21 protein-coding genes and 2 tRNA genes are annotated in these 23069 nt (G+C 65.6%); 14 read left to right on the plus strand and 9 right to left on the minus strand.

What is annotated here, in order from left to right; translation table 11 throughout:
• Positions 1-27: 27 nt before the first annotated feature.
• Together AB0I81_RS16005 and AB0I81_RS16010 are read right to left on the minus strand one after the other, a co-directional pair.
• The gene (locus AB0I81_RS16005; RefSeq protein ID WP_360656530.1) at positions 28-876 is read right to left on the minus strand and encodes a PfkB family carbohydrate kinase; all 849 of its coding nucleotides are present in this window, start codon (positions 874-876) and stop codon (positions 28-30) included.
• Entirely contained in the window at positions 833-4270 is a 3438-nt protein-coding gene (locus tag AB0I81_RS16010) for an ADP-ribosylglycohydrolase family protein (RefSeq protein ID WP_360656532.1), read from the minus strand. The genes AB0I81_RS16005 and AB0I81_RS16010 overlap by 44 nt, the downstream gene beginning before the upstream one ends.
• Positions 4271-4742: 472 nt before the next feature.
• Here AB0I81_RS16010 and AB0I81_RS16015 point away from each other — a divergent pair, with 472 nt between their 5' ends.
• From AB0I81_RS16015 to AB0I81_RS16025, 3 genes are all read left to right on the plus strand, one after another.
• Positions 4743-6668, plus strand: a complete 1926-nt coding sequence (locus tag AB0I81_RS16015; RefSeq protein ID WP_360656535.1) for a hypothetical protein — start codon at positions 4743-4745, stop codon at positions 6666-6668.
• A gap of 94 nt (positions 6669-6762) precedes the next feature.
• A complete protein-coding gene (locus AB0I81_RS16020; RefSeq protein WP_360656538.1) occupies positions 6763-7233 on the plus strand; it encodes a hypothetical protein in 471 nt (156 codons plus the stop codon).
• Positions 7234-7251: 18 nt separating this feature from the next.
• Positions 7252-7551: a hypothetical protein gene (locus AB0I81_RS16025; protein WP_360656541.1), complete on the plus strand. Its 300-nt coding sequence runs from the start codon at positions 7252-7254 to the stop codon at positions 7549-7551.
• Between the two features lie 526 nt (positions 7552-8077).
• On the opposite strand, the gene AB0I81_RS16030 is transcribed toward AB0I81_RS16025, so the two are convergent.
• A tRNA-Arg gene (locus AB0I81_RS16030) sits at positions 8078-8150 on the minus strand.
• A 950-nt stretch (positions 8151-9100) separates the two neighbouring features.
• Here AB0I81_RS16030 and AB0I81_RS16035 point away from each other — a divergent pair.
• Positions 9101-10204 carry a D-alanyl-D-alanine carboxypeptidase family protein gene (locus AB0I81_RS16035; RefSeq protein WP_360656544.1) on the plus strand — a complete coding sequence of 368 codons (1104 nt, stop codon included), beginning with the start codon at positions 9101-9103 and terminating at the stop codon, positions 10202-10204.
• 145 nt (positions 10205-10349) lie between these two features.
• On the opposite strand, the gene mscL is transcribed toward AB0I81_RS16035, so the two are convergent.
• The 6 genes from mscL to AB0I81_RS16065 all read right to left on the minus strand — a co-directional run bounded on the left by mscL (position 10350) and on the right by AB0I81_RS16065 (position 15325).
• On the minus strand, positions 10350-10748 hold the full coding sequence (gene mscL / locus AB0I81_RS16040; protein ID WP_360656547.1) for a large conductance mechanosensitive channel protein MscL: 399 nt from the start codon (positions 10746-10748) through the stop codon (positions 10350-10352).
• A gap of 29 nt (positions 10749-10777) precedes the next feature.
• Positions 10778-11137, minus strand: coding sequence for an RcpC/CpaB family pilus assembly protein (locus AB0I81_RS16045; protein WP_360657187.1), 360 nt, complete (start codon positions 11135-11137; stop codon positions 10778-10780).
• A gap of 254 nt (positions 11138-11391) precedes the next feature.
• Positions 11392-12201 carry an S-methyl-5'-thioadenosine phosphorylase gene (locus AB0I81_RS16050; protein ID WP_360656549.1) on the minus strand — a complete coding sequence of 270 codons (810 nt, stop codon included), beginning with the start codon at positions 12199-12201 and terminating at the stop codon, positions 11392-11394.
• A 626-nt stretch (positions 12202-12827) separates the two neighbouring features.
• The gene (locus AB0I81_RS16055) at positions 12828-13151 is read right to left on the minus strand and encodes an FmdB family zinc ribbon protein (protein ID WP_360656552.1); all 324 of its coding nucleotides are present in this window, start codon (positions 13149-13151) and stop codon (positions 12828-12830) included.
• Between the two features lie 68 nt (positions 13152-13219).
• Positions 13220-14731 (minus strand): potassium/proton antiporter, encoded by a 1512-nt coding sequence (locus AB0I81_RS16060; RefSeq protein WP_360656555.1) that lies wholly within the window; start codon positions 14729-14731, stop codon positions 13220-13222.
• 24 nt (positions 14732-14755) lie between these two features.
• Positions 14756-15325 carry a 5-formyltetrahydrofolate cyclo-ligase gene (locus AB0I81_RS16065; protein WP_360656558.1) on the minus strand — a complete coding sequence of 190 codons (570 nt, stop codon included), beginning with the start codon at positions 15323-15325 and terminating at the stop codon, positions 14756-14758.
• A 24-nt stretch (positions 15326-15349) separates the two neighbouring features.
• On the opposite strand from AB0I81_RS16065, the gene galU reads away from it, so the two are divergent.
• The 10 genes from galU to AB0I81_RS16115 all read left to right on the plus strand — a co-directional run bounded on the left by galU (position 15350) and on the right by AB0I81_RS16115 (position 22596).
• The gene (galU, locus tag AB0I81_RS16070) at positions 15350-16252 is read left to right on the plus strand and encodes a UTP--glucose-1-phosphate uridylyltransferase GalU (protein WP_360656561.1); all 903 of its coding nucleotides are present in this window, start codon (positions 15350-15352) and stop codon (positions 16250-16252) included.
• Positions 16239-17426, plus strand: coding sequence for a gephyrin-like molybdotransferase Glp (gene glp, locus AB0I81_RS16075; RefSeq protein ID WP_360656564.1), 1188 nt, complete (start codon positions 16239-16241; stop codon positions 17424-17426). Before galU ends, glp begins: the two co-directional genes overlap by 14 nt.
• A 55-nt stretch (positions 17427-17481) precedes the next feature.
• Complete coding sequence (gene moaC, locus AB0I81_RS16080) at positions 17482-17961, plus strand: cyclic pyranopterin monophosphate synthase MoaC (RefSeq protein ID WP_360656567.1); 480 nt, start codon at positions 17482-17484, stop codon at positions 17959-17961.
• Entirely contained in the window at positions 17958-18437 is a 480-nt protein-coding gene (locus AB0I81_RS16085; RefSeq protein ID WP_360656570.1) for a MogA/MoaB family molybdenum cofactor biosynthesis protein, read from the plus strand. The genes moaC and AB0I81_RS16085 overlap by 4 nt, the downstream gene beginning before the upstream one ends.
• A gap of 852 nt (positions 18438-19289) precedes the next feature.
• Positions 19290-19943: a GNAT family protein gene (locus tag AB0I81_RS16090; protein ID WP_360657190.1), complete on the plus strand. Its 654-nt coding sequence runs from the start codon at positions 19290-19292 to the stop codon at positions 19941-19943.
• Positions 19944-20067: 124 nt separating this feature from the next.
• On the plus strand, positions 20068-20652 hold the full coding sequence (locus tag AB0I81_RS16095) for a hypothetical protein (protein ID WP_360656573.1): 585 nt from the start codon (positions 20068-20070) through the stop codon (positions 20650-20652).
• 49 nt (positions 20653-20701) lie between these two features.
• A tRNA-Ala gene (locus tag AB0I81_RS16100) sits at positions 20702-20775 on the plus strand.
• 187 nt (positions 20776-20962) lie between these two features.
• The gene (locus AB0I81_RS16105; protein WP_360656575.1) at positions 20963-21427 is read left to right on the plus strand and encodes a hypothetical protein; all 465 of its coding nucleotides are present in this window, start codon (positions 20963-20965) and stop codon (positions 21425-21427) included.
• A 96-nt stretch (positions 21428-21523) separates the two neighbouring features.
• Positions 21524-22114 carry a hypothetical protein gene (locus AB0I81_RS16110; protein ID WP_360656578.1) on the plus strand — a complete coding sequence of 197 codons (591 nt, stop codon included), beginning with the start codon at positions 21524-21526 and terminating at the stop codon, positions 22112-22114.
• Positions 22115-22221: 107 nt separating this feature from the next.
• The gene (locus AB0I81_RS16115; protein ID WP_360656581.1) at positions 22222-22596 is read left to right on the plus strand and encodes a hypothetical protein; all 375 of its coding nucleotides are present in this window, start codon (positions 22222-22224) and stop codon (positions 22594-22596) included.
• The last annotated feature ends 473 nt before the right edge of the window (positions 22597-23069 follow it).

The raw sequence follows: 23069 nt of genomic DNA on the forward strand, positions 1-23069 counted from the left end.
ACCGCCTCTATGGATGATCGCAGGGGGTTACGGCTGTGGCCGATGCTCGCTGATCCACGGTGGAGCCTCGATGGGCACGGAGGACTTCTCTTGCACGGTAGCGGCGGCCCAGACCAGCCCAAGCTCTACTCCAGCTACGAGCGGCCTCTCTCCGCCGATCGCCCAGAGCAGGCCGGCGGCGAAGGCATCTCCGGCGCCGGTTGCGTCCACGACCTCGGTGGGGACGGCTGGGAAGTGATGGGTGCCGTCTGCCGAATGCACAGTGACGCCGTTGGCGCCCTCGGTCACGATCGCGGTGGTGTCCTCGGGGATGACGGTGAACTCATCGCGTGAGCCGATCAGGTACCGCATGGCCGGGACCGCCCCCGGCGGAACGCTCGTGACCAGAGCTCCAGCGGCGGCCATGGCCTGGGCTGCGGGGACGAAGACGTCGCGCCAGGCAGCGAAATAGACGATGTCACCTGGCGCCACCGCCGCGGCAGGAATGGTGATGTCGTGCAGTAGATCAGGGTGGATGCCGACGATGGTGCGTTCGCCGTTAGGTTCGACGAGCAGGACGACGGATGATGTGCGTCCTTCCAGGACCTGTACGTGATCGACGTCTATCCCGGCCCCGGTCAGCGCGGTCTTCATCCTCTTGCCGGCGGCATCCGCCCCCACGTAGCCAACCATGTGCACGCGGGCGCCGGCTTTGCTCAGCGCGGTGGCCACATTCGCGCCGGTACCTCCAGGACGCTCGGCGCTCTCGACGGCTTGGACGAAGTGGCCGCTGTGGGGGAGGCGATCGACGTACAGGGCGAGGTCCCAGGCGATGGGCCCGATGATCCAGAAATCAGGCATACCTAGCCCGTCGCCTTGCCCGCAGCCCTTGGGCAAGCGTCTCCAACGACGAGGGGAGAGCGACTTGCGGCGCCCACGGGATGTCCACCGCGTCTTGGCGGCAGCTCAGGATGCCTCCGACGATTGCAGCCACGGTGTCAGTGTCCCCGCCGAGGCTGACCGCGTACCGCATGGCCTCAACTGGCTCTTCGTGGAGGCCGAGGACATGCAGGACCGCTCCCAACGTGTCCATGACGTCCAGAGACACCCCGTCCGGGCTCAGTTCCCACCCTTCGACGCCGGGGACGCCGAAGTGATCAAGTTCCTCCTTGGCGACCGTGGTCAGCTCCCGGGCCGTACAGGATTCGAGAGCCCAAGACCCCATGGCGGCAACAGCCCCGGCGGTGGCGATGGCTCTCGCGTCCGCGTGAGTGGTCTTGGTCATACGCTCGACCAACTCACGGCGTGCCTGGGCCTCATTGGCGGGCACGGCCCAGCCGATGGGCAGGACGCGCATCATCGCCCCGTTGGTTCCTCCGCCGTCTGCCGTGAGGGAGCCGGTCGCTTCGAACCGTGCAACCGCACGTCGCGTGGTCGGGCCGGCGCCGTGCATGGTGGGCAGTGCCGCGGCGAGAGCGATCAGGAAGGCATGTTCTGAGCCGCCGGTGCTGATCAGGTTCTCGGCAAGCAGGACGAGTTGTTCGGTGTCGTCCGAGGTGCTGCCGGGTGGCCATTCTCCGCGGGCGGTCAGGACGTCTGTGAGGGCGATGTCCTGGGGAGGCTTTCCCTCCCACGGCACGCCGAGAGCGTCACCACAGCAGAACCCAACGAGTCCGTTGAGAATCCGCTCTGCCGACGGAATCGCCTGGTCAGGAAACAGCTGGTCCAATGCGTCGAACCCTCCTTGAACGGCGAGGCGTCGTCCGATGTCGGCGTGGCGGACGCGCTCGCGACCCTGCATGAGGCGGGCGAGCGACAGCTGACCGGATGCGATGTCGTACGGGGTGCCATGGTGCTTGAACTCGACCAACGCCTGCTCCGTCAGTTGCCGTGCGCCTGAATGGTCGCCGTTGGCCTGGTGGACTTCGGCTTCGCTGTAGGTGATTTTCGCCGCGAGCAGGCCGTCTCCGAGATCCCGGGCCATACGTCCGGCTTCTGCCAGGCTGTGGGCGGCTTCTTTCAGCAGCCCGAGGCCGCACTGAGCCTTGCCCAGGCCATGCAGGGACTGGGCGATTCCGCGGGCGTCCTCCGAGGCCTTGCGGATGGCGAGCGCCTTGTTCTGACGGTCCAATGCGGTGCGCCAAGCGCCTGTGGCTTCGGCGACGAGGGCGGCGTCCTGTAGCAGGCCGGCGTGCAGTGCTTGATCCCTGAGATGGGCAGGACGGGCGGTGACTTCCTGAAGTGCCTGGTTGATGAGGGTGTCCGCGCGGTCGACGTTTCCGGAGAAGTATTCGATCTCGCTGAGGAGCTTTAGCCACGGAGCCTGGTCGGCGGTGCTGTTCATGCCTTCGGTGGCATGCCGGCGTCCGTCCGAGAAACGTCCGCGGTAAAGCTCGATCTCGGCCAACCGGAACAGGAACCCTTGCCGTGCGTCTGCCTCCGCGAGCGTCAAGGCCGTCTGGGCAAGGTGTTCGGCGCGTTCGAAGTCACCTCTGCAGAATGCCACTTCGGCGCGGACAAGCTCGGCATGGGCTGACCTCTGAGGCAACTCGTTCAGGAGTGCTTCGGCTCGATTCCAGTGACCCAGCCCGAGGTACGCGCGGGCTACTCGGTACAGACAACGGCCCCGGTCCTCGTCCCGGCCGATGCGTAGTTCGTCGAGCAGCCCTGCAAGAGCGCGGCACTGGTCGTAACGGCCGGTGGCGAGGCTGCGATCCATGAGCGCCACCCACGCCGACACGCCTCGCGCCGGATCGAGGTGACTCAGGTGATAGGCCGTCTCCATCTCGGCGGTGAACTCCTCGCGCTCGCCGTAGTGCCGGGCCAGGACCTCATGCGCGTGGCGCAGCTCGGCGGGGCGGACGTTCCGCAGTGATCGGCGCAGGATGTTGTGCATGGTGTAGGCGTCGGATCCACTGGCCGTGCCGCCGCGCAACGGGGCGATGAACGAGAAGGCCGTCAGTCTGCTGAACGCGCTGCGGTCACAGGGAAAGTCCAGCTCTTGGCCCAGATGGCGGAAGGTCTCGGCGGTGAAGGCCCGGCACGCGCTGACCGCGAGGATCCCGTACTCGGCTTCGGCGGGCGTCCACTGCAACAACCGGTGGGCCAGGTCACGCTCTTTGTTCACCAGGCCGGAGAAGTCCCCAGGACTGAGGTGAGAGCCGGCAGCGAGAGCCACATCAGCGCACAACCCCAGGAAGTACGGATGCACTTCGTCCTGTGCGGTGGAGGCGTATCCGACGAGGGCTCTACGCATGGGCGGATCGGTGATGCCCGCCAGACTCAGATACTGGTCCGCGTCGGCAGCCGTGAGGTGGCCTACCAGCCGAAGGTCGAGATATCGCTCTGGAATGGGGAAGACAGGAGCGGTCGGCCACGGTGGACGGGTGCGGCCCGCCAGGATAGCAACGATCCCGGCCCCCAAGTCGAGATGGCCCAGGAGGCAGCGCAGCCATTCGTCGCGCATCAGCTTGTCGGCGTGGATCAAACTGTCGGGGTCCCCGACCGCCTCGCCGAAGAACGCCTCGTGGGTGTCGAAGAGCAGCACAATGCGCGGATGGTCGCCTGCAGCGTCGTTCAGGTCCTTGGCGAAGAGCCGGGGGAGTTCGTGCAGGAGATCCGGCTCAGGGACGAGGGCGAGAATCTGCTCTGCGTCTTCCTGGGGGACACGACGCTGCATCCGCCTGCGAGTGAAGACCTTGTCCATTCGCACGTTGATCATTTGGAACAGCTGCTGTCCCACGCGCAGAACCGGCAGCGTCATGAGGGCGTCGGCGATGTCCAACGCGATGCCGGCCTCTCCTCGCGGGAACAGTTCGGGCACGCGATGGGCGATGTCGAAGCCGAGCTTGTGAAGATAGGTGATCGCAGCGAAATCGAACCGAGGAGTCGCGATCCCGTACTGGGAAAGTTGCCGTTTCAGCATGAACAACCCCGAGAACGCCTCCTGCGGGCGGTTCTCACCCGCCGGGCGCGCGCCAAAGTCGATCCTGGCCGTCGGCACTTGCTTCCCATGCTCGGCGAGTCGCTCCAGCAATTCCGTGTCGGAAGCGACGCGCACGGCCGCCCACTGGTCATCCGTACGCAGGCAGCAGCGCTGTTCCAGGTGCCGCAGGAGCAGAGACTTGCCGTTGCCGCCCAACCCATGCAGGTAGAGGATCCGCTCCGCGGGTGGGTCCTCGTTGATGAGCGAGACAACGCGCCGGGTCAACTCGAAGCGGTTCGCAAACAGCTCAAGAGAGCGGTCATGGGCTACTACTGACCTTTCTGGGCCTTCCTCGAAGATCGGCACGATCAGCTCTGCATGGGTGCAAGTCGCATATGTTTCCCCTACGAAGACGGAAGGTGCGACGACTTGCCATGGTCGAGCTCATGCGATGGGAGCGCCCTGACCTAGGCCGTCGCAATCGGTTCTACACCGAGGTGATGCTTGCTTCCACCTGGTCCGCGGAGAAGGTGCGTCAGCAAGGCGCTTCGATTGGCCACCGCCAATCACGCTGGCTCCGCGCTGTCGACGGCAGCCAGATCACCATGGACGTAGGCAGGGGCCCCATAGATCTTCTCCTATGCGCTGGCCGGGACGACAGCCACCCGGTGTGATTGCTCGTGATCGCGCGGTTGAACCGGAAGTGCATTGGCTCGCGTACTCCTGGTGGCAGCGACGATCGTCATACCAGTACCGCAGGATCCCGTAGTCAAATGTCGGGGTGAGGCTAGGCTGATTGGCGGTCCGGACGTGTTCCCCGAAGATGCTGGAAACCCTCATGACCCAGCCGACCGATCTACCGTCGAAGCCGTTCGACGATAAGTTCTCCGGAATCGACCCGTCGTGGATGGAGCAGTTCGAGAAAGCACTTGGCCGTGCCGGAGATCTGTTCCGCAAGAACGAGCCGTTGGTTCGACGTGTCATGGAGCAACTCGAACTTGAGTCTTCGGGACTGAGCGTCATGCGGGAGACGGAACGCTGGATCCGTATCAAGGCTCCCGAGCTGCGGCGACGGAACGATGCCATCCAGACTATGGAGGAGACCTGGGGACCTGAGCAGTCGAAGGGCCTCGTGCCATTCGATGAAGAGCTGCACAAGAAGGTTTCCTACGATGCCGAAGCCTACGCGGCGGCGGCTCATCTCAACCGGGCCGCGGATGGTGAAGAGGTCGACGAGAAGACGTTAGCCCAACTGGAGAAGCATGCGGGTGACGCGGGCTTCGCGCTCAAGCTGATGAACGCTATGGGGCCAGAGCGGGTACGACGGCTTCTTGCCAGGACCGACGGGCAGGACAAGCAATCCGAACGCCTGCGCGCGGCTCTGGGCAGAGCGCTTGGAAGCGCCAGCGGCCAGTTGAGCACGCAATGGCGTAGGGACCTGACGACCAATCTCTCACGCTACACACAGACGGGAATCGCAGCCGCGCTCAAGCACGGCACCTACAACAGCTCTTTCTTGCTGGAGGTCGCCAAGGCGCTGGATGACGCCGAGCGAAAGCAAGCGACGCACCACATGGTCGGACGGCATCCGATGGCGGACGTTATGGTGGCGCTCAAGAATAACCCGGAAGCGGCGCAAGGGTTCTTCACCGACAGCGACAGGCTCAAGTACTACACGACCGTGTTGCCCTTGGGAGATGGCGGCAAAGCAGTGGGTGAGGCACTGGAAACGGCCACGATGAGGTTCCGAGATCGTGCAGGGTCGGCTGAGCAGCCGTCATCCGGCTATCGGTCGGCCGATCTCGCGTCGAAGCTCATGCACTTTGAATACGAGCAGATTCGCGCAGGTAAGCCGCAAGAAGCGTTCGTGGCGCCTATCTCCATTGGGCGGATCTTGGCGGCATACGTCATCGACGTCAACCGGACTGCGAAAGGCGGAGTCGAAAAGCCGGGGGTTTATAAGCAAGACCATCCCGGCCTTCCTGGCCAGGAGGCTTGGGGAGCGAAGTTCGACCGCCAGAATCTGCGTGAGGTGATGGCGTCTGTCTTCTCTAAGGACGAGAAGGCTTTCGGAGTGGTCATGGCGGCGCAGACGGCGTTGAGTAGCGGCTTATTCGATCACGGTGCGGCCCAGGCGGCTGGGAATGATCGCAAGAACGCCATGAATGCTGCAGCACTTGAAGCCGCGGCAGGCTTCGGGATGCTCGCCCACGCAGCCGGCATCGGGAAGATCGAGGCGGCGCGTGAGATGGACGAGGCGCAGAAGCGCAACATGAAGATGCTCATGGCAGTCATGAACACGGGATTGTCCTTCCCTCAGACGGCAGTATGGCCAATTACGGCTGGCGTGGTGAGTTCCTGGAGCGGTGTGATTGAAGACGCAGCCAAAGGAACGGCAGAGAAGGATGCCATCGCATCTGCAAACGCCGCTGCGGATCGAACGCGCGAGCTTGTTGGTCAATTAGGAGTGCAGGCCATGTTGAACCATGGTCTCTTCGGTTCGTCGGATCCGCCCGCCAAGTCCCACCCATGGGCATCGCTGACCGATCTGGGGCCTGGCGCCGATCCTCGCCAAGCGGACAACAACTTCCTGGAACCCGATGGCAAGACCCTCAAGAGTCTGGAAGAAATGATGAAGCCGGATCAGGATGCCTACGACGCTTATAAGAGTTGGTTGTCTCGGTTCAAAGATAATCCATGGAGTGATTTGGGACTGCAGCAAACTTTGGACGGAGCTTTCAAGAACGGTTTCCCGGTGTTCTAAGCCGATGAAAAAGTTACATGCCCTAGTAGCCGGCCGACTCGCATGCGCCTTGGTCTTGGTGGCGGCGTGTCAGAGTGAACCACCTGCTGTGGACATGACTCCACTGCCGTCGGTAGCTGCTCCTCCTTATCTGTGTGATCACATCCCCGAGAACGCAGCTGAGCTTATGACGGGGGCGCATGATCCCATCGTCGTCGGTTTTCTCAACGAGTGGCGAAACGGTGTGGGCCATGGTACCTGCGCCACGTACCAGCCGACGGGGGAGCGAGTGCAGCTGCTGCATGTCGTTCTTGATTCCAACGGCGCCCGTGGTCAAGTCGACGAATATATTGGAGATGGCGGCAAGCTGCTTCCTGGCATCATACCCGGCGGCTATGGCGCCTACATAAAGGATCCCCAGCGGAACACTCGAGTAGCCGCCTTGATCGTCAAGGGAAAGGCTCGGCTTTCGGTCGAGCTTGTACGGGGAGTTGCAGGACGGGACAACGCTGCGGACATGGTGGCGTTCATGAAGCTGATAACACCGAGACTTCTCGCCGACGCTTCGTATCCAAGTACACCCTAGAGAAGGGGAGCTGAGTCAATGCCGGAAATGGTGCCGAATCCGCTTCGGGAGGCACTGCAGGAAGCTCTTAGGAGGATCGAACCACTGCTTCACGAGATGCGGGATGCACTCGACGCCCCTGCCAAGAACTTCCATACCGGCAGGATCTGGACAGGTCCGGTCGCCAAGAACTTCGACGGCGAGCTCGACCGACATAATGGACGAGTTCGGCACGTGAGCGAAACCATCCTGAACGATCTACGTTGGCAGATCACACGTACCGCTGTGGAAGTTTCCGAACGTCAGGCGGTGGAGCTCAGCCGCCGGTACGGCCTGTAGTTGCCGGTGACTGACGAATGGTCCAATACGGCGAGTGCCGTGCTGCGGCCTGGGCTGTGGCGCTCGAAGGGTGGCCATCGAAGCCGACAACGTCGGCGACGAGACAGCGGTCGTGAGGATCCACAGTGATGTTGGCCTGCGTGAGAGACGGACCACCAGGTGACCACCTGCTTCGATCAGGCTCTGGGGATGAGGGGCTGACCGCCGCCGGCCGGTAAAGGGTGATCACTTTGCCGTGGGCTGCCACGATGTCGATAGCGTGCTTCCCCAGAGTCCGCCGCCGACGCTCCGGAAGGGTCGGGCATCCCGCGGTGTTCATAGGACGAGCTGCATCGCTGGGTCGAGTCGCCCTCTGAACCCCAGTCGACCAGGGGGAACGCATGCAAGATCATCCCGTATATATCCCGTGATCAAGGTCCTACGGCTGCATACGGGTGCCCTCGGTGACCTATCCACCGTCTGAAAAGCAAAAGACCTGCGGCAGTAAAACCGCAGGTCAGAGGCCAAAATGCCTGGTCGAGAAGCGTGCCCCCGGCAGGATTCGAACCTGCGGCACCCGCTTTAGGAGAGCGGTGCTCTATCCCCTGAGCTACGGAGGCGGACGCCAGTAAGCCTAGCGAAAGTTCGGCACTGCGTGGGACGTGGGGGCGGTGTCAGTTTGGCTGGGTTGGTTATGGATGCTCTGAGCTGCGGTAAAGGCATGACAAGTGATCAGAAACCTGTTCGTTGGGCGTGGATACCTTCTGCCTGTGAGCAGGAGGCGATACACGCAAGCACGTCGGCGGCCCGTGGTGTTGTTCGGTGCGTTGGTGGCGCCGGCGATTCTTGCGGGTGGGTTGTTGGCGGGGGAGATGCGTGGGTTTGAGGGGGGCGCGGCTGAGGGGCGTGCTCTGGGGTGGGCTGGGTCTGTGGTGGGGGTGGCGTTTGAGCCTGTGATGGTGCCTGCGCCTGCTCGGCCGGATCGGTGGTATGAGGGGGTTGTGCCTGTGCGTGCCGCTGTGAGGGCTTGGCCTGGGCGGGAAGTGAGGGTGGTGGAGGGTGTGGAGGCTGCTCCGGAGGTGGTTGAGGAGGAGCCTGTTACGCCGGTTCCGGTGCGGACTCAGGCGGGGTGTCCGGGGGAGTGGGTGGATACCTGGTTGTGGGAGTTGTGTCGGGATCGGGAGCAAGAGGAGGAGCAGGAGGCTGCTGGGCAGGCTTTGGTGCCGGGGATCTGAACCGTGGGTGGGGGGTGGGCGTACTCAGCTATAAGGATCTAGGGCTTTTGAGTGTGGAGTGGGTGGAGTGTGGGTTGTGGTCAGGGAGGTTGAGGGAGACGGCGGTGTTGGAGGGGTGGTGGGGAGAGGGTGCTGGTGTGTGATGGGGTGGTTGGGCGGTCGCGGTATTCGGGGGTTGGTGTTGTGAGAGGTGGGGGGCTTGGGGGTGGGCTGGCTGTACAAAGTGGGCTATTTGTCTCATAACAGCTCTTCGGAGTTCGGTCCGGACACTCGGGGGGCTGTAGTAACGTGCGTGCCTGACCCGGGTAACGAGTTTGCAAACGGAGGAGTCGAACGTGCCAGCCCCTCGATCAGCGGGTCTGATCGCGGTTGCGATGGCGGTGGCGGTTCTCCTCCTGCCCCTCGGCGTTGTGCCGGCGCAGGCTCAGGTACGGGTACAGCGGGCACAGCAAGGGTTTGTTGAGCGGCGGGATCCGGCCAATCTGACTGAGTTGCGCAAAGAGGCTGAGAAGTCGGCCAAGGAGCTTGAGGAAGCCACCAAGGCTCTGGAGAAGCGGCGGGCCGGCATTGCGAGCTCTGAGAAGGAGCTCAAGAGCAAGCTGACCTCGCTGCAGGATCTTGAGCGGCGGCTGGCCGTGATGCGGCAGCCCGTGTCGCAGATGGCCGAGTTGTTGTACCAGCAGCCGCTCATGGCGGGTGGGGTTGTGCCGTTCCTGTCGGGGAGCGCGGATGAGAAGACTCTGCGGGCTCTGATGGATGTGAACCAGATGGTTGCCGTACGGCAGCAGGCCGTCGAGCAGACCAGCGCGCTGTACAAGGAGACCGAGCGGCTCGCCGGTGAGGCGCAGGAGCTGCGGGCGGGCAATCTGCTGGCTGAGGCGCAGCTTGCGGCCGAGGTCGATACGTTGCGGCAGCGGTCGGACAAGATTGTGAAGTCTCTGACCGCGGCGTTGGTGAAGCTGGGGATCAAGATTGACAAGGTGGGACGGGGTGCGCTGGGGTGCAACCCGTTGCGGGCGGCCACGGCCGATGAGTACCCGAACGGGCTGATTCCCAAGGGGATGCTCTGTCCCTTGCAGCAGAAGGGGTTCAGTCTCAGGGCCGATGCCACCATCGCTTTCGTGAGTCTGAACGAGGCTTATCGGCGGCGGTTCGGGAAATCCATGTGCGTGACGGATGCGTACCGGAACCTTGCCGAGCAGCAGTCCATCTACTACCGGCGGCCGGGGTTCGCCGCGGTGCCGGGGCGGAGTAACCACGGGCTCGGGTTGGCTGTGGACCTGTGTGGTGGGGTGGAGCGGTCCGGGTCCGCGGAGTTCGTGTGGATGGAGAAGAACTCCAAGCGGTACGGCTGGTTCCACCCCTCCTGGGCCTACAGCAACCCGTTTGAGCCGTGGCATTGGGAGTACGACCCTAAGATCGATGATTCGCTTCTCTGAGTGTGTGAGTGCCCAGAGTGTGCATGGTCTGAGTGTGAGCGGTTGGTGTCTGAGGCTTGAGCGGTCGTGAGCTTGAGCCACTGGAGCGAGAGCGGGCGGCCCGGTGGCTGAGCGGGCGGGAGTCTGGGCTTAGCCTGCTCTGGTCCTAGGCGGGGGTTACTTCGGCGCTGCAGTGGGCGCAGCGGGAGGCGGGCTTGGGGATCTCTGACAGGCATTCGGGGCAGTCGCGGGTCTTGGACTCGATCTTGCTGGCGGCGCGGTCCTTGAAGTGTGTGTACGGCTTCACCACCAGGAAGTAGATCACCGCGGAGATCATCAGGAACGAGATGACCGCGTTGAGGAAGTTGCCGTACATGAAGTTGGACTGGCCGACGGTGACTTTGAGTGAGGAGAAGTCGGGCAGGCCGCCGAACGCGGAGATCAGCGGCGTGAGGACGTCGGCCACGAACGACTGCACGATCGAGTTGAAGGCCGCCCCGATGACCACTGCCACGGCCAGGTCGAGGACGTTGCCCTGCATGAGGAACTTCTTGAAACCGTTCATGGACAGTGATCGTAGCCGACCGATTACTTTTAGTTAGGTTTGATTGTGAGGGAGAGGCGGGCGTGGGCTTGGGCGGTTGCGAGGTCGGCTGCTTGGGTTGGGGTTGTGGCTATCACGATCAAGGTGCCTGTGCCCGTGCTCGTGCTGGTGGTGTTTGTTGGTTTGGTTGGCGGTGCTGTGCTGGGGATGGTTAGGACTGTTGTGTCTGGGGCCAGTTGGCGGGCCGGGGTGTTCGGGTCGTAGGCGGCCAGGAGGGTGATCGTTGAGCCGGGGGAGATGAGGGCTGCTGCGCCGGCGTCAGCGATGCGTACGGGGGTGGCGACCAGGCCCGGTGGGAGGCGGTAGGAGGACAGGAGGCGGGCGTCGGTCAATGGCTCGCCTTTGCGCATGGGGGTGGCGAGGGTTTGGCCTGCTGTGATGGTGCGTACTGCGCCTGAGGGTGGCGGGTTGAGGGCCGCGAGGTGGAAGTCCTTGGCTTGGAGGGGGCCGGGGGGCAGGTCGCGGGAGGCCACCTGCACCGTGAGGGGTGAAGGCGCGGGGCGGGTGGCTATGAAGGCGGCGAGGACGGACGTGGCGGCGAATGCCGCCGCGATGAGGCGGCGGCGACGGCCGTGGCGGGACAGCCAGGACGAGCCGAGTGCGATCACGGTAGCTCGAAGGGGAGTTTGATGCCGTCCAAGGCGGAGCCGCAGGGGCAGGTGCGTTCGTCCGGGAGGGACTGGACGGTCTGCGATACCAGGGTGCGCATGCGGGTGACGTTCTGGGCGAAGAACTCCAGGACCTCGTCGTGGGTGACGCCCTGGCCGGTCTCCACCCCGGCGTCGTGGTCGGTCACCAGGGAGATCGAGGTGTAGCAGAGCGCCAGTTCGCGGGCCAGGATCGCCTCGGGGAAGCCGGTCATGCCGACGATCGACCAGCCGTTGGCCGCGAACCACTGCGACTCCGCGCGGGTGGAGAAACGCGGGCCCTCGATGACGACCAGGGTGCCGCCGTCGGCGACCGTTTGCCAGTTCTCTGAGTGGGCGGAGCGAACGGCTGTGGAGCGGCCTGTGGGGCAGTACGGGTCGGCGAAGGAGACGTGGACCGCGCCGTTGATGTCGTAGTAAGTCTGAGTGCGTCCTGAAGTGCGGTCTATGAGTTGGTCTGGGATGACTATGGTGCCGGGGCCGTACTCGGCTCTGAGCGAACCTACGGCGCTGGGCGCGAGCACCTGGCGGACGCCGAGTGAGCGCAGTGCCCAGAGGTTGGCGCGGTAGGGGATGCGGTGGGGCGGGAAACGGTGGTCGCGCCCGTGTCTGGGAATGAAGGCCACGGAACGCGAGCCGATGCGCCCGACCGTGACGACATCGCTCGGGGGACCGTAGGGTGTGGCGAGTCCGACTTCCTCCGCGTCGTCGAGCAGGGAGTAGAAGCCGGAACCGCCGATGACGCCGATGTCTGCGCGAGTGACCATGGCGCCGAGATTAGCCGGAGTGGTGGGGCGTGGCGGGGGGCCGAATGGCGTTCTGTGGATAAGTTGATCGCGACGGCGTTATGTGTGGATAACTCGGTTGCGCGGTGTGTGCGTACCGACGCGATGTGTGAGAATTGCTGCGGGCGCGCATGGTGCTGCGGTCGATTTGCTACGAGAGGGAGCGGTGCGGGGCGGTGCGGTGCGTTCGGGTACCGCTGCGGTTGTGTCGTCGTCGCCCGCCGGTGTTTTGGGTGGGCTCCTCGGCGGAATCGTCGATAGACCCGCCTGCGGCCCCTCCGAGACCGATCGGTCGGTTATGGGCCGAGAATGCCGCAAGTGCACAGTCGTCGGTCATGCGCGCGTGAGCGATCGGCCTACTGTGGGCGATCGCGGTCAGCTGTGTCCAGGTACCGCGGGCGGCGCGCTCAGCAGCGTTCAGGTGCCGTGCGTCGCGGAGGCGTGGCTCGGCCGCGTGCGTTGCGGAGGCGTTTCCCGTTGCGGGTGGCCTCGGGTTCTGCCCGTGTGGGGTGGGCGGCCTCAGGTTCCGCGCGTTGTGGGGAGGTGGGCTTGGGTGCCGCGGCTGGGCAGTGCTTCTGGCGACTGCCCGTGCGCGTACGTGCCAACCCTCAACTGGACGCGGCGGCCGGGGTGGCGCTGGAGGATGAGCTGGAATCCGAGGACTTGCTCTCTCCCGACTTGCCTTCCCCGGACTTGCTCTCCCCGGACTTCGACGAAGTCGAGGAAGCCCCGTTGGACGCCGCAGACGACGAAGACGAGCGGTTGTCGGTCTTGTAGAAGCCGGAACCCTTGAACACGATCCCGACGGCGGAGAACACCTTCCGCAAATTGCCCTGGCAGGCCGGGCAGACCGTCAACGCATCGTCGGTGAACTTCTGAACGACCTCGAGCTGCTCACCACAGTCGTTGCAGGCGTACTGGTAGGTCGGCACGCGCTCCTCCTTCAAGCTTTGGCACTCGAGCGATGCGACTGCTAATGGTAACCGATAGGGTCAAACACCTATTCCAACCCCCGCTCCCCGTACCAACCGGCCAGCTTGCCGCTGCGGCTCACGGCGCGCAGGCGGCGTTCGACCTGTTCACGGCAGGACGCGGTGGTGACCAGCAGAAGTTGGTCCTCCACCCGGATGCGCGTGGTGGTGGCGGGTACGAACGATTTGCCGTCACGTACGACCAGCGTCACCTGGGCCCCGGCGGGCAGCCGGAGCTCGAAGATCTCCACGCCGTGCAGGCGCGAGCCCATGGGCACCTTGACCTGCAGCAGGTCGGCCTTGAGCTCCTCCAGGGGAGCCGATTCCACCGCCAGGTCGTGGGCCTCGCCAGGCGCGCCCACTCCCAGCAGGCGGGCGGCGAGCGGCAGCGTCGGCCCCTGGAGAAGGGTGAAGACGATGACGATCACGAAAACCTGGTTGAAGAGGTCTTTGGAGCCCTCGACATTGGCGGCCCATGGGATGGTCGCCAGGACGATCGGGATCGCGCCGCGCAGCCCGGCCCATGACAGGAACGCCTGGTCGCGCCAGCTCGTCCAGCCCAGCCGCAGCGCCGCAGCCAGCACAGAGCTGACGACAACCGAGAGCGGGCGCGCCAGGAGCACCAGGACCGTGCCGGTGATCAGGCCGGGGATGATGGCCGATGGCATCTCGTCGACGTCGGCCAGCATGCCGAGCATGACGAACAGGCCGATTTGCGCCAGCCACGCTGCGCCCTCCGCGAAACCGCGGGTCGCGGCCCGGTGCGGCAGGCGGGAGTTGCCCAGGATGAGGGCCGTCAGGTAGACGGCCAGGAAGCCCGAGCCGTGCAGGAGCACCGCGCCGCCGTACGAGACGAAGGTGAGCGCCAGCACGGCGATCGGGTACAGGCCGGAGGCGGGGAGTGCGACGCGGCGCAGTGCGTACGCGCCGGTGGGGCCGACGGCGAGCCCGACGGCCGCGCCGATGATCAGCTCGACCGAGGTCTCCAGCAGGAACGTTCCGAGCGGCGCCTGCGTGTGGGACACGGACGCCCCGCTGAGCAGGACCACGGCGATCACCGTGGGCGCGTCGTTGAAGCCCGACTCCGCCTCCAGCACGCCGGCCAGGCGGGACGGCAGCGGCAGCCTGCGCAGCACGGAGAAGACCGCCGCGGCGTCCGTGGAGGCCAGGACGGCGCCGAGGATCAGCGCGGTGGTGCCGTCCACCCCGAGTATCCCCTGTACGACCAGCGCGACCACGACGATGCTGACCGTCACGCCCGCGGTCGCCATCACCAGCGCCAGGGGTACAGAACGCCGCACATGGGACCAGTTCGTGGTCAGACCGCCCTCGGCGAGGATAACGGCCAGCGCCGACAGTCCGATCTGCTGGGCGAGCTCGGGACTCTCGAAAGGGATTCCGAACCCCGAAGGGCCCAGAACCAGCCCGAAGCCGAGGAAGATCAGAAGACTGGGCAGACCGGTGCGATGCGCGAGGCGTACGGACGCGATGGCCGCGATGACAATCCCGGCACCGAGGAGGAGCCAGACATCCAGCGTCATCTGGCTCCCCTTTCGTATCTGCGTTCACATGAGTTTAGTGAGTCCCGAAGGCGTCATCGCATAGCGCACCTGCCGGTCATGAGGCTCTGCTGGGACGTCGTCGATCAACTCGCCGTCGTGCAGCAGCGCCACCGTGGGAACGTTCGGGCCGACACGGGCCAGGGCTCGATCGTACGAGCCGCCGCCGCGCCCCAGGCGTACCCCCGTCTGCCGGTCCACCGCCAGGGCGGGCACGATCACGAGGGCGGCCGTGCGCACGGCGTCAACGCCGCGGCGCGCGTCCACCGGCTCCATGATCCCGTAGCGGCCGGGAGCGAGCGTGTCCGGGCCGTCGTACACCGCCCAATCCAGGTCATTGTTCTCAAGAAGGACGGGGAGGATAACTGTGGCTCCATGTTTCCAGAGAGCGAACACGAGCCCGTGCGTCTCCGGCTCCGACCCCGCTGACCAGTAGCAGGCCACCAGGCCGGCCATCTGTACCCAGGGTTGGTCGAGCAGTGTTTCGCGTACCTTGATGGCGTTTGCCCGTAGCTGTTCGGGGGCGAGGCGGGTACGCGCCGCGCTCACCTCACGGCGCAGGTTCAGCTTGTCCACAGGTCCCTCCACTAGGGTCTACTCATGGCTGACTTCGACCCTGTGACGAAAGCCGTCGTGCCCGCCGCGGGTCTGGGCACCCGGTTCCTTCCGGCGACCAAGGCGACACCGAAAGAGATGTTGCCCATCGTCGACAAGCCCGCGATCCAGTATGTCGTCGAGGAGGCCGCCTCCGCTGGGCTCCTCGACGTCCTCATGGTCACCGGCAAGAACAAACGCTCGATCGAGGACCACTTCGACCGGGCCTTCGAGCTGGAGGAGGCGCTTGAGGCCAAGGGCGATGAGCACCGTTTGTCCCAGGTCCGCGAGCCGGCCTCGCTGGCGACGCTGCATTATGTACGTCAAGGCGAGCCGAAGGGGCTCGGCCACGCGGTGCTCTGCGCCAAGCACCACGTCGGCAACAACCCGTTCGCCTGCCTGCTCGGCGACGACCTGATCGACCATCGTGACCTGCTGCTGCAGCGGATGATCGAGGTGCGGAACACGTTCGGGGGGAGCGTGATCGCGCTGATGGAGGTGCCAAGGGAGTCGGTCTCGCTGTACGGCGTGGCGACCATCGAGGCCACCGCCGAGGAGGACGTCGTACGCGTCACCGACCTTGTCGAGAAGCCGCCGGTCGAGGAGGCGCCGTCCAACTGGGCGATCATCGGGCGTTATGTGATCGATCCGACGGTGTTCGAGGTGCTGGAGAAGACGCCGCCGGGGCGTGGCGGGGAGATCCAGCTCACCGACGCCCTGCGTACGCTCGCCTCGCGTAGTTCGGAGGACGGCGGGCCGGTGCACGGCGTGCTGTTCCGGGGCCGGCGGTATGACACGGGCGACAAGCTGGACTATTTGCGTACTGTGGTGAAGTTCGCGGCAGGTCGGGAAGATCTGGCGCCGGAGTTCGTGCCGTGGTTGCGGGAGTTCCTTGATGAAATCAGTTGAGGCGCATCTGGCCGAGATTCTGGCCACCGTACGTCCGCTCGCCCCTCTTGAGCTGGAGTTGGAGCAGTCGCTGGGGGCGACGCTGGCCGAGGATGTGTCGTCGCCGGTGCCGCTGCCGCCGTTCGACAACTCGGCCATGGACGGGTACGCGGTCAGGGCTGAGGACTTGTCGGAAATTCCGGTTACGTTGCCGGTTATCGACGACGTGGCGGCCGGGTCCACGGAGCTGCGGGCCGTGGGGCCGGGGCATGCCGTACGCATCATGACCGGCGCGCCCCTGCCGGCCGGGGCCGATGCCGTGGTGCCGGTGGAGTGGACCGATGGCGGGACGGTCTCCGTACGCATCGACCGCCGGGCCGAGGCCGGCAACGCGGTGCGCAGGGCCGGGGAAGACGTACAGACCGGCGAGGTCGTGCTCAAGGCGGGCACCGCGATCGGGGCGGCGCAGCTCGGGATCATCGCGGGAGTCGGGCGGCGGCGCGTCTTGGCGCGGCCGCGGCCCCGGGTCGTCGTGATCTCCACCGGCGCCGAACTGGTGGAGCCCGGCGGGATGCTGTCGCCTGGGCAGATCTGGGATTCCAACAGTTACACGCTGACGGCGGCCGTACGGGAGGCGGGGGCCGAGGGCTTCCGCGCCGGTTCCGTGGGCGACGATCCGAACGTGTTGCTCGACCGGCTGGACACGCACCTGGTGCGGGCCGATGCGATCATCACCAGCGGCGGGGTGTCGATGGGGGCGTACGAGCCGGTCAAGGAGGCTCTGTCGCCGCTGGGCACAGTCCGGTTCGAAAAAGTGGCGATGCAGCCGGGAATGCCTCAGGGGTTCGGCGTCCTGGGGGAGGACCAGGTGCCGATCTTCGCCCTGCCGGGCAATCCGGTGTCGTCTTTTGTGTCGTTCATGCTGTTCGTACGGCCGGCGCTCGACAGGATGCGCGGGCTGCCCGGGGGCATGGCCGAGACGCTCACGGCGCGGACGGTGGGGCCGCTGCGGTCGCCGTCCGGGCGGCGGTCGTACCTGCGTGGCGTGCTGGCCGCCGATGGCACGGTGTCGCCGGCGCACGGGCAGGGCTCCCATCAGCTCGCCGCACTGGCCTCGGCCAACGCGCTCATCGTGGTGCCGGAGGACGTGACCGAGGTGGAGAGCGGGGCTCAGGTGGAAGTGATCCGGCTGTGAGCCCGGCTCGGGCGGAGTGCGACGCCCACGTGGCGTTGTCTGGGATGGGGTGCCTGTGAGTGAGCTGACGCATATCGACGAGACCGGGGCCGCCCGCATGGTCGATGTCTCGGCCAAGGACGTCTCGGCCCGCACCGCCACGGCCACCGGGCGGGTGCAGCTGTCGGCCGAGACGGTGGCGCTGCTGCGGTCGGGAGAGGTGCCCAAGGGCGATGCGCTGGGGGTGGCGCGAATCGCGGGGATCATGGGGGCGAAACGTACGCCCGATTTGATTCCGCTCTGCCATCCGATCGCGTTGCACGGGGTGAAGGTCATCCTTGACGTCGAGGACTGGGGCGTGGGGATCACGTGCCGGGTGAAGACGGCGGATCGGACCGGGGTGGAGATGGAGGCGCTGACCGCGGTCTCGGTGGCGGCGCTGGCCCTGATCGACATGGTGAAGGCGGTCGACCCGGGTGCGGTGATCACCGATGTGCGGGTGGAGGAGAAGCTGGGCGGGAAGACCGGCCGGTGGACGCGGGGCGAGGAGGCATGATCCGGGCGCTGGTGATCACGGCTTCGAATCGGGCGGCGGCTGGGATTTATGAGGATAAATCCGGGCGGTTGCTGGCCGATCTGCTGCGGGAGGAGGCCGGGTGCGAGGTCGAGGGGCCCGTGGTGGTGCCTGATGGCGAGCCGGTCGAGGGGGCGCTTCGTGATGGGGTGGCGGGCGGGTATGACGTCATCGTCACGACTGGTGGGACCGGGTTGACGCCTATGGATCTGACGCCTGAGATGACGGCTCGGGTTATTTCTCGGGAAATTCCTGGCATCGCTGAGGCTATTCGGATGGCGAATCGGGAGAAGGTGCCGACTTCCGTACTTTCTCGGGGGTTGGCTGGGCAGGCGGGTGAAACCTTAATTGTGAATCTGCCTGGGTCGTCGGGTGGTGTGCGGGATGGCGTCGCCGTACTCGCGCCGATTTTGCGGCATGCCGTTGATCAGATTCGAGGTGGCGATCACCCGCGTTGACGGGTGTGCGGCACGGTCTTGAGCGCTGGTCGGGTCGCGAGTGGGCGCGCGTGTCGGGGTGCGAGTGTGTGACCGCCTTGGGCCGCAAGGGTGACCGCGACGAGACGCGAGGCGTGAGCGGCGAGGGGCGAGCGGCGTTGGCGCCGCGTGCGGGCGACGGCGTCCGGGCGGGAAGGCGAGCGACCGCTTTGGGACGGGAATTGGGCGCTTTGGGACGGGAACTGGGCGCTTCGAGATGGAGCAGGTCGCTTTAGCGGCGGTGAGCGGTCGCTTGGAGACGGTGATCGGAAGCTCTTTTCGACGGATTCTGTCACGGCGATAGGGCGTGCAGATGGCCGGATCTCGGGCGATGCGCGCGCGGGAGGTGGCGGGCTCTCAGGTGGTGCGCGGGAGATGGCGGGCTCTCGGGCGATGCGCGCGTGCGGGAGGTGGCGGGATCTCGTGCGGTGCGCGGGAGGTAGGGCCCTCGTGCGGTGCGTGGGCGTGCGGGAGGTGAGGGCTCTCGTGCGGTCGCGGCCGTGCGGAACGTGGCGGGCTCTTGTGCGCGGGAGGTGGGGCTCTCGGGTGGTGCGCGGGGCGTCCGGGGAGTGGCGGGCTCTTGGGTGATGCGCGGGTGTCCGGGGGTGGAGGGTTTTCGGGTGGTGCTTGGGCGTGCGGACGGGGGTTCTTGAGCGGTGAGCGAGCGTGTGGGTGGCGGATTTTGGCGGTGCGCGAGCGTGGGGGGAGTGGCGGGTTCTTGGGTGGTGTGTGGGTGTGTGGGTGGCGGATCTTGGTGCGGTGATCGGGCATGCGGACGGCGAATCTGATCGCCGGTCGTTGATCCGTGGCGACATCGTGCCCGATAGGGGGATGATGAGAGGTGTGGATCGACTTCGTGGCTGGCCGGTGACCCTGAACGAAGGTCCGGTAGGCCTCCGGCCGCTACGGCTGAGCGACGTACGCGTGTGGCGTGAGACACGGCTGCGCAACGCCAACTGGCTGCGTCCGTGGGAGCCGAGCAATCCGGAGACGCCGCTTTTCAGAACCGGGCTCGGGCCGTACGTCTCCATGGTCGGTACGTTGCGCCGCGAGGCAAGGCAAGGGCTGGCGCTGCCGTGGGTGATGACCTACAAGGGCCGCTTCGCGGGGCAGTTGACCGTGGGCGCAATCGTGTGGGGATCTGCCCGTTCTGCCCAGGTTGGTTACTGGATCGATGGGGCGCTCGCCGGCAAGGGAGTCACCCCCACCGCGCTCGCCATGGCCGTTGACCATTGCTTTTTCACCACTGGTTTGCATCGGCTGGAAGCGAACATCCGTCCTGAGAATCAAGCCAGCCGTAGAGTGGTTGAGAAGCTGGGATTCAGGGAAGAAGGCATTCGGCGTCGCCAACTCCACATCGACGGAGCCTGGCGCGACCACATTTGCTACGCGCTGACCGTCGAGGATGTTCCCGGCGGGCTGCTCGTGCAGTGGCGTCGCGCGCGTGAGTCAGCCGCTCGCGGGGGTTCCTCGGTCGAAGAGGTTTGACGATCTCGCGACACACCGCACCGAATGCTCGTCAATCAGTGACATGCGGTCTTACGGTGCGTGACGTGAGCACATTCAAGGCGCGACGAGCACATCCGCGTCTTCGTGCTGCCCGGAGGTGGTCGTGAGCAGCGTCCTCCTCTATCTGGCCATCGTCGTGATGTGGCTCTGCGTCCTGATCCCGATGTGGCTGCGCAAGGACAAGACGAACCTCGCCGAGCTGGCCGAGCTCGAAGAGTATTACACCGGCGAGCACCAACTGCCCGATCTCGACAACTTGGCTCCACCGGACGCCGATGAGGACGACGGGACTCCGCCGTTGGAGGTCGAGAAGGTCGACGTCCGCCAGTTCCGTCTGCGCCGCCGCGCCATCATCGTGGCCCGCCGCAGACGACTGCTCTTCTTCACGGCTCTGCTGGTGCTGGCCTCCATTGTGACGGCCGCGGTGCAGATGATCCCTTGGTGGGGGGTCGCACCGTCCGTCGTCATCATGCTGGCGTACATGGCGTTTCTGCGCATCGCCGTACAGGTGGATGGGGAACGCCGCGAGCGCTCCCTCCAGGCTCGCTCTGACCGGCTGCGGAGGGAGCGCGAGCAGCGGCGGGTCACCGCCGAGGCGGAGGCCGAGGTCATCGATCTGTCCGCGCTGCATGGTGATGTCCTGTTCGATCAGTACGCCGAACCGCCCAAGCGAGCGGTGGGGGACTGAATCGATGGCGCGAGGACCCTCTGGAGTTTGCTAATCTGGTCAAGTCCTTGGGGATGTAGCGCAGTCCGGTAGCGCACTTCGTTCGCATCGAAGGGGTCAGGGGTTCGAATCCCCTCATCTCCACCCTGGGCCGTTCTTGAGACGGCCGGACTGAAGTTGACGGGATCCCGTCTGATCATCGCGATCGGGCGGGATCTTGTCGTTTCGGGGGTTTCCGAATCGGGTTCGTCCTGGTTTGGGGACTGCGGAGCGGGTGTCTGGGAAGGCCCGGGTGGTGTCAGGCCGCTGGTGGAGGAGCGAGATCCGGCCGTTGGGCATGGCGAAGCCGACGGTGGGCTGGGCGCTGCGGCGGGGTGGCGGGTTTTGCGGCTTATGGGGTGGGTGGTGGCCTGCTCTGGCCTGCGGGTGGTGTGCCGTCGAGGGGCTGGGCTGGACTCTGCGGCGTGTCGGCGAGTGTGACGGGCTCGTCTGGGGGCTCGTGGATGTGGCGCCACTGGTCGAGGAAGTGGTCGTTGGCGACGGTGACGAGCAGCGTGACCAGGATGGTCTGGGCGACGCGGCCGTGGGCGAGCCGGTTCTTGGGATCGCCGAGGTCGAGGTCGTGTCCCTTGAGCCTGCCGTTGAGGCCCTCGGCGTTGGCGCGGACGGACTTGTAGGTCCCGATCCAGGCGGAACTGTGATCCGGCTCATGCGTAAGTCGGCGATCCAGACGTCGGCGATGACGTCGTCAGCCGCTGTTCTCAGCGGCCACCGGACGAGCGCGTCCTGGAGGTGACGAAGGGACCACTGGGAGTTCTGCGCCTGCTCATGATCCCCACCGAGAGCCTCCGTGTCCTGCTCCCGGAGACTCTCGGCGTGTTCTCATATGCAGGTGATAAATCATTACCGGGACGTCCTGCGCCGCGTCGCCTGGCTGGACGCCCTCTGCTGGATCGTTGTGCAGCCTCTCGGAGAGCATCTCGGCCTCGACGACGTCTTATGGCGAGTGAACGGCGGCCGCGACCCCGGACAGCGTGTCATGGCCTACCCGCCCGAGGAGGCGCTGGAGGCGGACGAGCCCGTGCTCTTCGCCTTCGAAGGCGACGGCGCCTGGGGCCTGCTGGAGTTCACCTACGGATACGGGCTCTCGGACCAGGTTCTCGCCATGGTCAGTGAGGGTGCCCGGGTGTGGATGGCGTCCTGGCACTTCAAGGGCGGCCACACGGTCGTCTACGCGGCCGACGGGCGGATCAAGGCGCGGATGTGGGAGTTCGTCTTCGGCGACCGCCGGGAGGAGGATGGTGACCCGTCCGCTCTGGCCGGTCTGCGCACCCTGCTCGACGGCCTGGCCCCCGACGACTTCGACGGCAAGTGCGCCGCCGTGTTCGCCTTCACCGAACAGACCACCGGGGTAGGCTTCGACGCCGATCAACTGCTCGCGGAGAACGCGCCCGTCATCGTTCTCGACGTGCCGCGCCCCTGACTCCCACCACTCCCGGGTCATCATGAGGGCTGCGGTACCGCGAACCGAGGCACCAGTACCTTGAACCATCCAGGTGCGATTCGCCCCGAAAGTGACATCATCTCCGCATGAGCTACGACCTTGCGGTCTGGGAGGGCCAGCGCCCCGCGAACGATCAGGAAGCGGGCGAGACGCATTCCGCCCTGTACGACCAATACGTCGAAACGGATGCGGAGACTCCGCCAACACCCCTGATCGCAGAGTTCGTGGAGCGGCTCCTGCAACGCTGGCCGGACCTGGGCGAGGTGGATGAGGACGACGAGGGCTATGAGGATATTCCCTGGTCAACGTCTCCCCTGATCGGAGAGGCCATCGGCCCTTACATCTACTTCCCCATGGTGTACCGCCGCGCGAGAGAGGCATCAGCGTACGCGGTCCAGGTTGCGGCCGAACTCGGCTTGCACTGCTACGACCCTCAGCTGGACCGACTTCGAACCTCCTAACCACTGTCAGGCCGACCACATCGAGGCGAGCGCCCTATCCGACCTGGTAAACGATCACGCGGAATTCGGGAAGCGATCTTTCAGCCCCCTGATGCATCCCAGGCCAGGCTCACTCGTGAACACCCCACCCTGGGCCGTTCTTGAAGCGGCTGGACTGAGGTTGACGGGATCCCGTCCGATCATTTGAATCGGGCGGGATTTCGTGTTTTCCGAGGTCTTCGGATTGTTGGACGGTGGGACGGGCGGGCTGGTTTCGGCTCGTTGTGGCGTTCGTGCGAAGGGCGCCGGGGGTGTTGAGCCGCTGGGAGCGTGCGAGGGGTCGGGCGGGCGTGCGCGACCCGGCCGGTCGGGGTGTGGGACCGGTAGGTCGGGCGTGCGCGACTAGTTGGCCCGGGGTGTGGGACCGGTCGGTCGGGGGTGCCGTCCGATTATCAACTCAGAGGACCAGGTGCCCGGTGGCGGTCTTTCGGATG

The organism is Nonomuraea sp. NPDC050404, assembly GCF_040655495.1.
Taxonomy (GTDB): Bacteria; Actinomycetota; Actinomycetes; order Streptosporangiales; family Streptosporangiaceae; genus Nonomuraea.

Excerpts from the sequence above, each read along its gene's own strand:
- AB0I81_RS16060 (WP_360656555.1), bottom strand. The coding sequence starts at position 14,731 with ATGACGCTGGATGTCTGGCTCCTCCTCGGTGCCGGGATTGTCATCGCG.
- AB0I81_RS16050 (WP_360656549.1), bottom strand. The coding sequence starts at position 12,201 with ATGGTCACTCGCGCAGACATCGGCGTCATCGGCGGTTCCGGCTTCTAC.
- AB0I81_RS16020 (WP_360656538.1), top strand. The coding sequence starts at position 6,763 with ATGACTCCACTGCCGTCGGTAGCTGCTCCTCCTTATCTGTGTGATCAC.
- AB0I81_RS16025 (WP_360656541.1), top strand. The coding sequence starts at position 7,252 with ATGCCGGAAATGGTGCCGAATCCGCTTCGGGAGGCACTGCAGGAAGCT.
- AB0I81_RS16115 (WP_360656581.1), top strand. The coding sequence starts at position 22,222 with ATGAGCTACGACCTTGCGGTCTGGGAGGGCCAGCGCCCCGCGAACGAT.
- AB0I81_RS16015 (WP_360656535.1), top strand. The coding sequence starts at position 4,743 with ATGACCCAGCCGACCGATCTACCGTCGAAGCCGTTCGACGATAAGTTC.
- AB0I81_RS16045 (WP_360657187.1), bottom strand. The coding sequence starts at position 11,137 with ATGCGCAAAGGCGAGCCATTGACCGACGCCCGCCTCCTGTCCTCCTAC.
- mscL (WP_360656547.1), bottom strand. The coding sequence starts at position 10,748 with ATGAACGGTTTCAAGAAGTTCCTCATGCAGGGCAACGTCCTCGACCTG.
- glp (WP_360656564.1), top strand. The coding sequence starts at position 16,239 with ATGAAATCAGTTGAGGCGCATCTGGCCGAGATTCTGGCCACCGTACGT.
- galU (WP_360656561.1), top strand. The coding sequence starts at position 15,350 with ATGGCTGACTTCGACCCTGTGACGAAAGCCGTCGTGCCCGCCGCGGGT.
- AB0I81_RS16090 (WP_360657190.1), top strand. The coding sequence starts at position 19,290 with ATGAGAGGTGTGGATCGACTTCGTGGCTGGCCGGTGACCCTGAACGAA.
- AB0I81_RS16085 (WP_360656570.1), top strand. The coding sequence starts at position 17,958 with ATGATCCGGGCGCTGGTGATCACGGCTTCGAATCGGGCGGCGGCTGGG.